The following is a 13600-nucleotide window of genomic DNA, read 5'->3' as shown; positions in this document are numbered from 1 at the left end:
TGGGGAGAGCCGGGCACCACGGATCTGAGGGGGCCCGGTGGGCCCGTCGGTGCTAGCCGGCCGCCTTCGCCTTCTTGCCCTTGTCGGTCACGGCGAACCAAAGGCCCTGCTTGTTCTGTCCGTTGATATCGCCGGGCTCCTTGTCGCCGGTGAACGTATAGACCGGCCAGCAGTCGATGGTCAATTGCTCGGAGCCGTCGGGGCGCTTCACGGAGCCGACCAATTCGGCGGCGATTCCCGACACCTTGGCCTTGTCGACGGGCTGGGCGGGCTTCCACGCGTCCAGGCAGGCGTCGAGGCAGCCGAATTTCATCGGCCAGGCGCTGTCCTTGTCGAAGCGGTAGAGCGTGCGGCCCTCCGCGTCCGCCAGGATCCCGCCGAGCGAAGCGTTCTGCCGGACGGAGAGTTCGACTCCCTTCTCCGTCTTCTCGGCCTCCTGCGCGGGCTTCTTGGCCGCGGCGGCCGGTTTTCCGTCGGCGCCCAGCGCGTGCCAGGTTCCGCCGACGCCCTCGCCCAGCGCGTCACCCGCCTTCGCGTCCTTCGCGTAGCGGTAGACGGGCCACCCCGCGAGGGTCAGCTGCCGGGTGCCGTCGGCCCGCGCGACCGAACCGAGCAGGCCCGCGTCGATCCCCTCACCCGCCGTGGCGTCGTCCGCCGCCACGGGAGGCCAGGCCTTGGCGCAGTCCCCGTCGCAGTTGGACTTGGGCGGCTTCGCCGTGTCCTTGTCGAAGCGGTAGAGCGTGAAGCCGGCCCCGTCGGTGACCGCGCCGCCCAGGTTCGGGAGCTCCGCCACCTTCAGCTGTCCGGCCGGACCGTTCTTCCCGGCTTCGCCCACCGTGGGTGTGCCCGGATCGCTTCCGTAGCCCGTATCGGATCCCGAGCCGTATCCGGAGCCGTACTCCGAGCCGAGTTTCTTGCTGTCGCTCACCGGCTGCACCGCATTGCTCTTTTTCGGGGATTCACTGCCGAGACCGCATCCGGCCGTCAGCAGCAGTACCGCGACCGCAGACCCGGCGCACATCCCACGACGCATTCTCTTCACGATTCGTCTCCTTCGGATTCGGTCCCGCGATGTCATGCCCTCGTCATTCATACGGGCCTCGGGAGAGTGGGAGTTCATATCCCGGGGAATTTGTCAGATCGCGCCAAGAATGAACTCGGAGGCGGCCCGCGGCCGTGCACCGGCCCGGTTCATTCCTGAATCCGCAGCGCGAGAGCGGGGCAGCGCCGGATCGCGCGCAGCGCCTTCGGCCGCAGCCGCCCCGGCACCGGCATGGAGGCCTGGGCCGGATAGCCGTCCGCGTCGAGCCGTACGACATCGGGAAGGATGTCCACGCACAGCCCGTGCCCCTTGCACAGGGTCCAGTCCACGACCAGCCGCTCCGGACTCTCGTCGCGCGGCAGCGGCAGCGCCCCGAGCACCCGCCGGCCGCACCCGCTGCCGAGGGCGTGGTCGTGGAACTCGTCGGGGAAGGCGGCCAGCGCCGAGGCCACGAAGTGCGAGGTGCCGTCGGGATGGCTGCACGCACCGCGGCCCCGGACGCCCTTCAGACGTTCCTCCACCGCCTCCAGGGCCACCCGGCCGCCACCTCTGACGGCCTCCTCCAGTACGTCGGCCAGTGCGGGCAACCCCCGTACGCAGGGCCCGCATTGGCCCGCCGACTCCTTCGCCATCCACCGGGTCACCCGCGCCACCTCGCCGGCCGGGCAGGTGTCCTCGGGCAGCGGCAGCACCGCCCCAGCCCCCAGCACCGCGCCGAAGGCCGCCAGGGACTGCCGGGACACCTGCGCGGAGCGCGCGGACCCGGCGTCCAGCCAGCGGCCGTGGTAGCCGCCGACCAGCACCCCCTGCCCCGGATCGGTGCCGCACAGCTCCAGGACGTACGCGAGCGAGGCCCCGGTCGGCGTCTCGACGACCGTGGACCCGGCGACGGTCAGCAGCACGGTGCCGGGCTCGGCCGGCAGGCCGGTCCCGCGGTACTCCGGAGCGCCGAGCCGGGCGGCGACGGCGAGTTGGGCGTAGGTCTCGGTGTTCGACAGCAGGGTCGGCACACCCCCCAGACCCCGCTCGCTGGTCCGCACCCTCTGCCCGGACGGCAGCGCCGCCCCGCCGTTCAGGCCGCCGACGAGGGCGGTGCCCTCCCCGGTCACGAACCGCTCGGGCAGCCTCGTCACGCGCACCCGGCGGCCGGCCGGACCCCGCTCGGCGACCGCGTCCCGTACGGACTGCTCCACGTCCGCCCGGGTGACGGCCACCACCACGTCCTCGGCGGAGAGCGCGGCAGCGGCCAGCAGGGCCCCGTCGAGCACCAGATGCGGGACGTGCAGCAGCAGTGCGGTGTCCTTGAGGCAACTCGGTTCTCCCTCGCTGCCGTTGACGACGACGGCGGTGGGGGCGTCCCGCCCGCGGGCGGACCGGGTGACGGCCCGGAGTTTGCGCGCGAAGGGGAAGCCGGCCCCGCCGCGACCCCGCAGGTCGATGTCGTCGGCGAGGCCGACGAGTTCGTCGGGGCGGTACCGGGGCAGTGTGCCGTGTACGGCCAGATGGGCGGAGCGGTCGAGGCGTGGGGTCCGGTCCAGTCCGGCGAGCAGTCTGGGGGCGCCCACGCAGCCGAGGCCGGGGCGCGGTTCGCCCGTCACGTCCACCGCTCTCGGGTGGCGGGCTGCCGGTCGGAGCCGCCCGGTGCGTACGCGGCGGCGTACGGGGGGTGTTCCGGCCGGGGCGGCGGCACCGACCGTACGGACACGTTCCTGCGCGGACCGGTCCCGGTCCCCGAACCGGGGCGCGGCCGCGGCCGCGGTCGCGTCGGAGGGGCCGGGGAGGGGCGCGAACGGGCGCCGTGCATCCGCGACTTGATCCGGAGCGCCAGTACGGTGGCCACGCCGATCAGGCACAGTGCGTAGGCCGCGGTCACCCAGGCACCGCCCGGGCGGCCCGCCTTGAGCCCGTGCACCAGCGACGCCCCCCAGGCCGGGTAGGCGCCGAAGTGCAGGGCACGCCACCACAGGGAGCGGCTCTTGGTGGCGAACACGCTGCGCACCGCGCCGGACACGGCCACGGAGACGAAGAGGTATCCGGCCAGCGACCCGAGTCCGAGGAGGACCGGCTGCCCGTCGTCCGCGAAGGGCAGGACGGCGGCGGCCGCGGTGGTCTTCTGCTCCGCGACCTTGATCCAGACGTGCAGGGCGAGGAAGCCCAGCCCCGCCACGGCCAGGCCCCGGTGCACGCCTTGGGCGAGCAGTCGGTGGCCGGGTCCGAGCAGCACCCGGTCGGTGGCCACCAGCCCCCACAGGACGGTGGCGGTGAGCGAGACGAGCGAGAGTACGCCCGCCCCGAAGTCGAGAAAGTCCCAGAGGTGGGTCAGGGCGCCCGCGCGGGCCGCCACGATGACGGAGGCGAGGGCCGCGGCGGCGACCGGAGCCGCGGGCGCGGGAAGACTCCTGCGGCGGGCCCGGTGCGAGCGCGGTATGTGCAGCTGGGGCAGGGGCATCCAGATCTCCTGTGCGCCTGGGTGCCGAGCACTCCAGCGGGCGCTCGGCACCCGGGGGTCGTTGACGGTCGTGCCCGGCAGCGCTGTGAAATTCCTGCGCCGGCCGAGGTGCTTGGGGCCGGAGTGCAGCAGCATCGTGGAGCTGCACGGCTCCTCCACAGGATTTATCGAAACGTGATAATTTCTCGCACCGCGTCTGTGGCGCACCGAACAACCCCGGAAGATTCCCCTCCAGTGGAGGTTGCGACAGGCCACAGCGCTGCCCGCGGCCTACGCGTCCCCGACGGCAAAAACAAGGCAAAATCACGGGACCGTAGGGGGCCGGTCCCCTCCAGGAGGTAGTACGAGGATCGCAACTCTCTTGTCGAACAGGGCAGTTGACGAGAAACGCGACCTCGGCAGGCCTGTCGCTCCCGCACCGGGCAGGCCTCACCCCGGCACGAACGAGGAAACGATGTGCGAACTTCTGAACCGCATCTGGTCCCGCCCACGCGGAGAGTGGACCCGCGTCCTGCGAAGGGAACTCCCCGCGCTGGCCGCCGAGATAGTGGAGGAGCTTCTGCATGGAATTCCGGGATTTTCCACGCTTATCGATGACAACGATGCCATCGATGACGAATTGCTCAGGCAGTGTGTGGAAGAGGCTCTGCTCGTCGCTCTCGGCTACCGCGACGCCCCCTGTGAACGGGACGTGCGCGAGAGCCGGTCGGGCACGGAACAGGAGCAACACCGGCCGCCCCAACGCCTGCAGGCACTGCCGGCACCGCGCGGTCCGCAAGGGCGGCCCGGTCCGCGGGCGGTGAAACCGCCGCCGGAACCGACCGGAGCGGAGACCGAGGCCGCCCTTGAGGCCGAGCCCGAGCCCGAGCCCGAGCCCGAGACCGAGGGCGCGGACCAAGGCAGTCGGGCGCGCCAGGAGCTCTTCAAGGCCCTGACCGACGACCGGGCCGCATCCGCGAGCTCCCTCTCGGAGCTCGCCGAAGCGGCCGGCTGGCCCCTCCCGGCGTCCGTACGGGCCATCGCACCGGCCACGCCCGGCGAGACGCAGCAGCTGGCGACCGTACTGGACGACGCGCTCGCCGGCACGTTCGCCGGCCGGCCGTGCCTGCTGGTCCCGAGCCCCGATCCCGACACCCGGGCCCCGCTCGAACTCCCCCTGCGCGGCCGGTTCGCGGCGGTCGGCCACGCCGTCCCGCTGCGGGACACCGCGTCCTCGCTGCGCTGGGCGCTGCGCCTGCTGGCGCTGACGCCCGCCCGCGCGGGCGGCCTGGAGGCCCGCGCCGTCTTCGTCGACGACCACCTCTCGACCCTGCTGCTGCTCCAGGACGAGCCGCTGGCCCATGCCCTGGCCGCCCGGTGGCTGCGGCCGCTGGCGGATCTGACCCCGCGCCAGAGCGAACGGCTGGAAGTGACCCTGCTGGCCTGGCTGGAGGGCGGCGGCGCACCCGAGGCGGCCAAGGCCCTGAGCGTGCATCCGCAGACGGTCCGCTACCGGATGCGGCAGCTGGAGAAGCTCTTCGGTACCGGACTGCGGGATCCCCGCACCCGTTTTGAGCTGGAGATGGCCCTGCGCAGCCGTCGGCTGATGGCCCAGGTGCGGCGCCAGCACTCGAGGGTGGGCCGCAGGACGGCCCGTGTGGTCACCGCGGACTTCACCCCGCTGGTCGTCGGGCGGATGGCGCGGGTCAACGGCCTGTGATCCACCGGCGCACGGCAGCCGGCCCGGCCCCCGTCAGCACGGGGCCGGGCCGGTTCCACTCGCCGGGCGCGCTCAGGCGGCGGCCGCTGTGCCGGCCGCCGGAACCGCGCCGCGCAGCGTGGAGTTGAGGTCGATCAGCTCCGCGTACGCCCGTGCGCAGGCCCCGCACGCCGCCAGGTGCACGGCGAGCCCGTGCGGCGCACGCGTACGGGCCGCGCGCCGCACCGCCGCCCCGAGCATGCCGCTGAAGTGGCCGCACCGGGGGTCCGCCGCGGTGTCCAGATGGGCGCGGAGATACGCCTCGCGCAGCCCCTCCCGCGCCCGGAAGGCCAGCGAGGTCACCGCGCTCGGGCTGATGCCCAGCAGCGCGGCGACCTCGTGCGGCGGGTCCTCCTCGACGAGCGTGTGCCACAGCACGGCCTGCCAGCGCGCCGGCAGCGTGCGGAAGGAGCGGACGACGAGCCGGCGGTCCTCGCCCGCGAGCAGCCGGGACTGCGGATCGCTCCCGGCGGCCGCCTGCTGGCACCAGGCGTCGAAGTCCCCGGTCAGGAGGGTCAGGCCCTCGCCGTCCCGCCACTGCATGGCGGTGTGGCGCACGACGGCCAGCAGGTACGCCCGCCAGGGGCCCCGCGGTCCGGCGCCGGCGCGGATGGCCTGGAAGGTCCGCAGGAAGGCCTCCGACACGAGGTCCTCCGCGTCCTGCGGGGTACGGCAGCAGGTGCGCGCGTACGCGAGCGCCGCCCGCCGGTGCCGCCGGTAGAGGAGGTCGCACACGGCCGGGTCCGTGGCGCCCGCGCCGAATCCCCTCCTGAGCCGCCGGGTGAGTTCCCCGTCGGAGTCTGCGGATGTACGAGAGCCGGACATGGGACTCCTCGCAGCGTCGTGCGGGAACGGGTGTGCGGTGTTGGCCCGAAGTCGGCTTCGGGCCAACACCTGTCCCGGGCGGGCGCGTTGGGTGGGGGAGGAGGGCGCCCGGCCCGGGGGCATCGGGCGTCAGCGGCAGGTGCGCCCGCCGTTGATGCAGTCGACGGCGGTGGCCATGAGGCCGTTCGACATGACGTTGATGAAGTCGTCGTGGTCGGTCACCGGCTTGTGCAACTGCTCCGGGAAGCTGTCCACGGCGAACCGCGCGCCCGGTGCGATGCCGTAGGTGATCCGCTGCACCAGCTGCGGAACGGCCTTGAAGCCCTTCGGGCAGCGGCCGTTCCTGTCCGGGAACGCCACGTGCGTACGGTGGTTGGCGCTGTCGGTGTTCCGGCCGTCCCAGCAGCTCTGGAAGGTGAAGGTGCGCACCACGTCACTGCCCTTGGGGCAGATCGGGTACTTGTCCTTCAGCTGGCGGTCCTCGAAGCCGGTGCAGCTCCAGGAGGCGTTGGCGTTCGCCGTGCCGTTGATGAAGGCCTTGGCGTCGCCGGTGATGATGCGCAGGAAGCGGGGCATCGCGGTGACCTTGCCGACGGGGCTGCCCTTGAAGGTGATCGTGACCTGCTTGGGCCGCAGGATCGTGCCGACGTTCGCGTCCAGCCCGCCGCCGGGCGCCTTGGCGTCCTGGGCCGCCTTGCCGTCGCGCAGCCTGACCACGGGCCAGTAGTAGCTGGACTGGTCGCCGTTGCCGCAGGTGGTGCCGGCCGCGGCGAGGCTGTCGTTGGTGGAGAAGGCGTCGGTGGACTTGTTGCCCACGTAGTCGTGCATGTGGTGGGCGCCGTTGGAGACGCCGGGCGCGACGATCACGTTGTCGGGGTTGGAGTGGCCGTTCTCGTTGCGGCCGCACCGCGAGCTGAAGGACCCCGTGGAGGCGCCGGCCGCCGGTGCGGGGGTGCGGACGTTCGGCCGGACCTTGGTGATGGAGACGAAGTCGCTGCGCGCCGGTCCGGCCTTGCCGCCGATGGCGCGGGCGGCTTCCGGATCGGCAGCGGCGTCGTCCTCCTGCGCGGACGCCTGCTTCATCCGGCATCCGGCGAGGGACTTCAGCTCCTCGGGGCGGCTCGCGGACCGGGCTATCGCGTCCGTCATGCGGGTGATGGTCTTGTCGCGCTGTGCCCGCAGGTCCCCGAGGAGGGCGTCGCCGCGGGCTTCTCCGGATGCCAGCCGCCGGTAGGCGTCGGCCACCTGTACGTCGAGCTCGGCGAGGCTGTCGTCGACCTCGGAGCGGGCCTGGTCGGGTACGGCTGTGAGCTTGTCGCCCACGTCCGGGCAGTCGATGGTGGCCGTCACCCGAGCCGTACGGTCCTGCTCCTGGCCCGCGTTGGCGTTGCCGGCGACGGCGGCGACCCCGCCGCCACCGAGGAGCAGCGCGGCGACGGTGGCCAGGAGCCTCTTCGACAACCGGGGGCGCTTATGGCCCTTTTCACTCATGCGATCACTTCACTTCGCTTCGTCGGGCGGACGGGGGAGGGGACGTGACGGGGACGGGGGCGGGGGTGGCGTCGGAGAGCGCGTCGAAGTCGACGAGCCCGCTGTCCTCCAGGACCGTGATGTGGTCCAGGACCGTGGTGTTGGCGGAGGTGGCCAGCGCGCGGACCATGGAGTTGCGTGTCTGCGCCCGTATCTGGGCGAGCAGCGCGAACACCTTTCCGTGCGCCCGGCGCAGCAGCTGGATGAACAGCCGCTCGTACTCGTCGCCCTTGGCGCGGGTCAACTGGCCGAGCCAGTCCTGCTGTTGCTCCGAGGGCTGGTTGGGCAGGTCGATGCCGAGGGCCTGGCCGACCTGGATGACCTGCCGGTCCAGTTCGGTGTGGCCCTCGACGAGGTGCTCCCCGGCCGTGCGCACCGCGGCGCGCGTGCCGCGCTGCTGGGCCTGCCGGCCGGCGGGCAGCTCCCACAGTCCGGCGAGCCGTACCTTGCGGACGAAGTCCCGGTCCGCGGGGGTCAGCGGCCCGTACGCCGTGCTCAGGATCCCGGCGCCGTCGTCCTCGGCCGCCGGGCGGGCGGCCGCGCCCGCGGTCCGGCCGCCGAACTTGTCCACCGGGATCAGCAGGGCGATCAGCGTGACGGCCAGGGCGGTGATGACGAAGCCGCTTCCGATCGTGTATCTCGTGGCCACCGACAGGCTGTTGATGGACCTCCGGCGGAATGACAGCACAGTGCCTCCTTGCTCCGTGGGCCGGGAGGGTGGCGGGGCAGGGGGGCCGCACGCGCCGTGCGGGGCACACCCGCGTTCCCGGGGTGTCACGGGACGCTAGTGCCCCTTGTGGTGCCGTTGCGGGAGGGCCATCACTATTGGATAAACATCCGGGCTGGTACCCGAAAGGCTGATATCTTGCCGCGCCCTACGCGCGGACGGAGGCCTGCCGGGGGTCCGTGCCCGACCGCCGGTCCAGGGCCGTTCGAAGGGCCGCGGCCGTCTCGTCGGACTCGGGGTCGCTGACGGAGATACGGGCGTACGGCGACGGCGGCCGCAGGTCGACGCGGACCACCCGCAGGTGGCGGGCGCGGATGGCGACGAAGTCCCGGCCCGTGGCGTGCCGCCAGGTCCCCAGGCACCGCACGGAGGGCACGAGCCTGCCGCGGACCCGTGCGCCGCGCAACGGGCGCCACCAGTCCCGTACGACGGAGACATCGGCCACGGCGGCCAGCGGAACCCGCGGCCCCTCCTGTCGGGCCGAGATCTTCTCCCACCAGGACAGATGCACGACGAGCAGGTCGCCGTCGACGTACAGCCGCGCCATGTCGGCCTCCCAGGTGCCGGGTGAATTGTCCCTGTTTGTGATCTATACCCCGACGGAACGCCGCCGTCGACCCGGACTGCGTAACACGCTGTTAACGCAATCCCGTATCGCGCATCATTGACGGTCGCCAGATTACCGAGATACTTGCTCCACTCTCCCCGCTGCCCCGAGATTGAGGTGCCGCCCCATGGAGCTCTCCCCCTCTGCCCACGTCGACACGTTCTGTCGTGATCGACTCCCGCCCTTCCCCCTCTGGCCCGAACTGCACTTCGACCTCCCGGAGTTGCACTACCCGGACCGGCTCAACTGCGCCCAGCGGATCCTCGACGACACCGTTCGGCGCTGGGGCGCCGACCGGCCCTGCCTGCTGACGCCCACGGACCGGTGGACCTACGGTGACCTGCTGGAACGTGCCAACCAGGTCGCCCGGGTGCTCACAGAGGACTTCGGTCTCGTACCCGGTAACCGCGTGCTGCTGCGCGGCCCCAACAACCCGTGGCTGGTGGCCGCCTGGTTCGGTGTCCTGAAGGCCGGCGGCGTCGCCGTCACCACCATGCCGCTGCTGCGCGCCGGCGAGCTCGCGCAGCTGCACGAGATCAGCCGGCCGGCCGTCGCCGTGTGCGACCACCGCTACCTCGACGAGCTCACCGCCGCCGACACCCCCGGCCTGGCCGTGGTCGCCTACGGCGGCCCCGGCGAGGAGGACCTCGTCGCGCGCTGCGCCACGAAGGACGGCCGGTTCGCCAACGTCGCCACGGCCGCGGACGACGTCGCCCTGATCGCCTTCACCTCGGGCACGACCGGGCGGCCGAAGGCGACCCTGCACTTCCACCGGGACGTCCTGGCCAACGCCGACACCTTCTCCCGCCACGTCCTGCGCCCCCACCGGGACGACGTCTTCACCGGGACCCCGCCCCTCGCCTTCACCTTCGGACTCGGCGGACTGGTGGTCTTCCCGCTGTACGCGGGCGCGGCCACCCTGCTGATCGAGCAGGCCGCGCCGCAGCGGCTGGCCGAGCTGGTGGAGGAGCACGGGGTCACCGTGCTCTTCACGGCCCCCACCGCCTACCGGGCGATCATGGCGGCCGGCGCGGTGCGCCGGCTGGCGGGCCTGCGCCGCTGCGTGTCCGCGGGGGAGGCGCTGCCGGCGGACGTGTGGGAGCAGTTCCACGCCGCCACCGGACTGGGCATCATCGACGGCATCGGCGCCACCGAGATGCTCCACGTGTTCATCTCGGCCGCCGACGGCGACATACGCCCCGGCTCCACGGGCAGGCCCGTTCCCGGCTACCGGGCCCGCGTCGTCGACGAACAGGGCGACCCCGTCCCCGACGGGCAGCCCGGACTCCTCGCCGTCACCGGCCCCACCGGCTGCCGGTACATGGAGGACCCGCGCCAGAGCGTGTACGTCAGGCACGGCTGGAACATCACCGGCGACACCTACGTCCGGGACGCCGACGGCTACTTCTGGTACGTGGCCCGCAGCGACGACATGATCGTCTCCTCCGGCTACAACATCGCCGGTCCCGAGGTGGAGAAGGCGCTCGCCACCCACCCCCACGTCGAGGAATGCGGCGTCGTCGGGGCCCCGGACGAGCAGCGCGGCATGGTCGTCAAGGCGTACGTGATCCTGCGCCCGGGCGTCGCGCCCGACGCGGCGACGGTCAAGGAACTCCAGGACCACGTCAAGCAGACCGTCGCGCCCTACAAATACCCGCGCGCCGTCGAGTTCGTCACCGACCTCCCGCGCACGAGCAACGGAAAGCTCCGGCGCGCCGAGCTGCGCGAGCGCGCGCACGCGGGCCCCCCGGCCCCGGCGCGGAACCTGCCCAGCGTCGTCGTCGAGCGGCGCGTCGAATGGCCTGACACGGACGCGGCCGGCCACTACCACCACTCCACCGTGGTGCGCTGGGTCGAGGCGGCCGAGGCCGTCCTGCTGAGGCGGCTGGGCCTGGCCCACCTCTTCGGCAGCACCCCCCGCGTCCACTTCGAGGCCGACTACCGCGCCCGGCTGTGGTTCGGCGAGACCGTCCGCACCGAACTGGCGGTCGTCAAGGTCGGAACCAGCTCCCTGCACTACGCCTTCACCGTCCGCGGTGAGGGGGAGGAGCCGGCCGCCACCGGGCGCATGGTCATCGCCCACTCGGCCGCGCGCGCCAAGGGGTCCGAGGCCTGGCCCGCCGACGTGCGGGAGGTCCTCACCCAGGCCGGTCCGCAGGCCCCCGAGCTGTTCGCGTGACCCGAGGCGGCGCATCGCCCGAGAGAATGTGCTGCATTCTTGACGGTCGCCAAATATGCAGCATATTCTGCTTTACGGAACCACAAGGAGGAACACCGTGCGTGTAGCAGTCATCGGAGGAGGCCCCGGCGGGTTGTACTTCGCGGCCCTGGCCCAGCGGCTCTCGCCGGAGTGGGAGATCACGGTCTGGGAGCGCAACGCCCGCGACGACGCCTTCGGCTTCGGCGTCGTCTTCTCCGACGAGACGCTGGACGGCATCGCGCAGGCCGACCCCGCCGTGTTCGCCGCCATGTCCGCCCGGTTCGCCCGGTGGAGCGACATCGACGTCCGCTACGGCGGCGAGGTCCACGTCTCCGGCGGCCACGGCTTCGCCGCCCTGGACCGAAACCGGCTGCGGGAGATCCTGCAGAACCGCTGCGCCGAGCTCGGCGTGCGGGTGCACTACGGCACCGAGGCCCCGCCCGTGGAGGAACTCTCGGCCGGCTACGACCTGGTGGTCGCCGCGGACGGGATCCGCTCCACGGCCCGCGACACCTACGCGAGCAGCTTCCGCCCCGACCTGGACGAGCGGCACTCCCGCTACATGTGGCTGTCCACCGACCGCGTCTTCGAGGCCTTCACCTTCATCGTCGAGAAGCAGGACTTCGGCAGCATCCAGGTCCACGCCTACCCCTACGACGACCGGCGCAGCACCTTCATCGTGGAGATCGCCGAGGACGACTGGCGGCGAGCGGGCTTCGAGGCCCTCGCCGACCGGGAATTCGCGCGGGGCGAGAGCGACGAGGCGAGCGTGCGACGGTGCGAGGAGATCCTCGCCGAGCACCTCGACGGCCACCGCCTGATCCCCAACGCCTCGAAGTGGATCCGCTTCACGACCATCCGCAACGCCTCCTGGCGCCACGGCAACGTGGTCCTGCTCGGCGACGCCGCGCACACCGCCCACTTCTCCATCGGCTCCGGCACCAAGCTCGCCATGGAGGACGCCCTGGCCCTGGCCGCCTGCCTGCACGAACACCCCGACGTGACCTCGGCGCTCGCCGCCTACGAAGCCGAACGCCGGCCGGTGGTCGAATCCACCCAGCGCGCCGCCCAGGCCAGCCTCGAATGGTTCGAGAACGTCGGCCGCTATACCGACCAGGAGCCCCCGCAGTTCGCCTTCAACCTCCTCACCCGCAGCCGCCGCGTCACCTACGACAACCTGCGCGTACGCGACGAGGGGTTCACCACCGCGGTCGACACCTGGCACGCCGACGACAGCCCCCTGACGGCCGCCCGGCCCGGGACCCCCGCCGCCACCACCGTCCCGCCGATGTTCCGGCCGTTCCGGCTGGGCGGCCTGCTCCTGCGCAACCGGGTCGTCGTACCGCCCACCGCGCTCTACACCGCGCGGGAAGGGGTGCCGGGCGACTTCGAACTCGTCCACCTCAGCACCCGGGCCCTGGGCGGCAGCGGCCTGGTCCTCGCCGGAATGACCGCGGTCAGCGCCGACGGCCGGGCCACCCGGGGCTGCCCCGGCCTGTACACGGACGAACAGGAGGCCGCCTGGCGGCGCATCACCGACTTCGTGCACGGGCAGTCCGACACCTGCCTGGGCATCCAGCTCACCCACGCCGGCCGCCGCGCCGCGACCGGCGTGCCCAGGGCCGACGGCCGGGCCGTCCCGCTCGGCGCCGACGGCTGGCCGCTCCTCGCCGCCTCCCCGCAGGCATGGGACGAGAACTCCGCGATCCCGCGGGAAGCGACCCGCCGGGACATGGACGCCATCACGCGCGACTTCGCCACCGCCGCCGCACGCGCCCACCGCGCCGGTTTCGACGTCCTGGAACTCCAGTACGGACACGGCCACTTGATGTCCGGCTTCCTCTCACCGCTGACCAACGAGCGGACGGATGAGTACGGCGGCGACCTCACCGGCCGGCTGCGCTTCCCCCTGGAGGTACTGCGCGCGGTACGCGCCGTCTGGCCCGAGGGCAAGGCCCTGCTGGTCCGCATCTCGGCCACCGACTGGGCCGACGGCGGCACCGGTGAGGCCGAAGCGGTGGAGATCGCCCGCGCCCTGGGTGAGGCGGGCGCCGACGCGATCGACGTGTCCACCGGTGAGGTCGTCGCCCACGAGCGGCCCCGCTACGGCCGCAGCTACCAGACCCCGTACGCGGACCTGATCCGCAACGCCACCGAGCTGCCCACCATCGCCGTCGGCGCGATCTCCACGTACGACGACGTCAACTCCATCATCCTGGCCGGCCGGGCCGACCTGTGCGCCGTCGGCCGCGCCCAGCTGCACGACCCCCTGTGGACCCTGCACGCCGCGGCCGCCCAGGGCTACAGCGGCCCGGCGGCACCCTGGCCCGCCTCCTGGCGGGCGGGCAGCGGCCGCCCCCCGGGCGCGCGCACCGACCGCGTGCCGCCCCGCCTCCAGCTGCTCCGCGCGGCCTCCACGCCGGTGCACCAGCGCTGGGTTCCGCGCCTCCCCGCCAACGTATCCGCCTGCTGACCTGGAGAA

At 72.8% G+C, this 13600-nt stretch carries 10 protein-coding genes and 1 pseudogene; 4 read left to right on the top strand and 7 right to left on the bottom strand.

Going from position 1 to position 13600, the window contains the following annotated elements:
* Window positions 1-52: 52 nt before the first annotated feature.
* The 3 genes from ACGFYU_RS11505 to ACGFYU_RS11495 form a co-directional block, all read right to left on the bottom strand.
* Complete coding sequence (locus tag ACGFYU_RS11505; protein ID WP_393827147.1) at window positions 53-1021, bottom strand: SCO0930 family lipoprotein; 969 nt, start codon at window positions 1019-1021, stop codon at window positions 53-55.
* Window positions 1022-1191: 170 nt separating this feature from the next.
* Window positions 1192-2640, bottom strand: coding sequence for an NADH-ubiquinone oxidoreductase-F iron-sulfur binding region domain-containing protein (locus ACGFYU_RS11500; RefSeq protein WP_393827055.1), 1449 nt, complete (start codon window positions 2638-2640; stop codon window positions 1192-1194).
* On the bottom strand, window positions 2637-3491 hold the full coding sequence (locus ACGFYU_RS11495) for a hypothetical protein (protein ID WP_393827054.1): 855 nt from the start codon (window positions 3489-3491) through the stop codon (window positions 2637-2639). Before ACGFYU_RS11495 ends, ACGFYU_RS11500 begins: the two co-directional genes overlap by 4 nt.
* 799 nt (window positions 3492-4290) lie before the next feature.
* On the opposite strand from ACGFYU_RS11495, the gene ACGFYU_RS11490 reads away from it, so the two are divergent.
* Window positions 4291-5190 (top strand): PucR family transcriptional regulator, encoded by a 900-nt coding sequence (locus tag ACGFYU_RS11490; protein WP_393827053.1) that lies wholly within the window; start codon window positions 4291-4293, stop codon window positions 5188-5190.
* A 72-nt stretch (window positions 5191-5262) separates the two neighbouring features.
* Here the strand turns inward: ACGFYU_RS11490 and ACGFYU_RS11485 are convergent, their stop codons facing one another.
* From ACGFYU_RS11485 to ACGFYU_RS11470, 4 genes are all read right to left on the bottom strand, one after another.
* Window positions 5263-6054 carry an RNA polymerase sigma factor gene (locus ACGFYU_RS11485; protein ID WP_393827052.1) on the bottom strand — a complete coding sequence of 264 codons (792 nt, stop codon included), beginning with the start codon at window positions 6052-6054 and terminating at the stop codon, window positions 5263-5265.
* Between the two features lie 129 nt (window positions 6055-6183).
* The gene (locus ACGFYU_RS11480) at window positions 6184-7545 is read right to left on the bottom strand and encodes a DUF1996 domain-containing protein (protein WP_393827051.1); all 1362 of its coding nucleotides are present in this window, start codon (window positions 7543-7545) and stop codon (window positions 6184-6186) included.
* A gap of 4 nt (window positions 7546-7549) precedes the next feature.
* Window positions 7550-8272: a DUF4142 domain-containing protein gene (locus ACGFYU_RS11475; protein WP_393827050.1), complete on the bottom strand. Its 723-nt coding sequence runs from the start codon at window positions 8270-8272 to the stop codon at window positions 7550-7552.
* 187 nt (window positions 8273-8459) lie between these two features.
* Window positions 8460-8858 (bottom strand): hypothetical protein, encoded by a 399-nt coding sequence (locus tag ACGFYU_RS11470; protein WP_393827049.1) that lies wholly within the window; start codon window positions 8856-8858, stop codon window positions 8460-8462.
* A 187-nt stretch (window positions 8859-9045) separates the two neighbouring features.
* Between ACGFYU_RS11470 and ACGFYU_RS11465 the strand changes: the two are divergent.
* The 3 genes and pseudogenes from ACGFYU_RS11465 to ACGFYU_RS11455 all read left to right on the top strand — a co-directional run.
* Window positions 9046-10668 (top strand): annotated as a pseudogene (locus tag ACGFYU_RS11465) (AMP-binding protein); the annotation flags it as partial.
* A 15-nt stretch (window positions 10669-10683) separates the two neighbouring features.
* A complete protein-coding gene (locus tag ACGFYU_RS11460) occupies window positions 10684-11097 on the top strand; it encodes an acyl-CoA thioesterase (protein ID WP_393827146.1) in 414 nt (137 codons plus the stop codon).
* A 97-nt stretch (window positions 11098-11194) separates the two neighbouring features.
* Window positions 11195-13591, top strand: coding sequence for a bifunctional salicylyl-CoA 5-hydroxylase/oxidoreductase (locus tag ACGFYU_RS11455; protein ID WP_393827048.1), 2397 nt, complete (start codon window positions 11195-11197; stop codon window positions 13589-13591).
* Window positions 13592-13600: the final 9 nt, after the last annotated feature.

This window comes from Streptomyces sp. NPDC048337, assembly GCF_043201175.1.
Taxonomy (GTDB): Bacteria; Actinomycetota; Actinomycetes; order Streptomycetales; family Streptomycetaceae; genus Streptomyces.
Note: the sequence above shows the minus strand (reverse complement) of the source record. Positions and strands in the feature narration are given on the sequence as shown.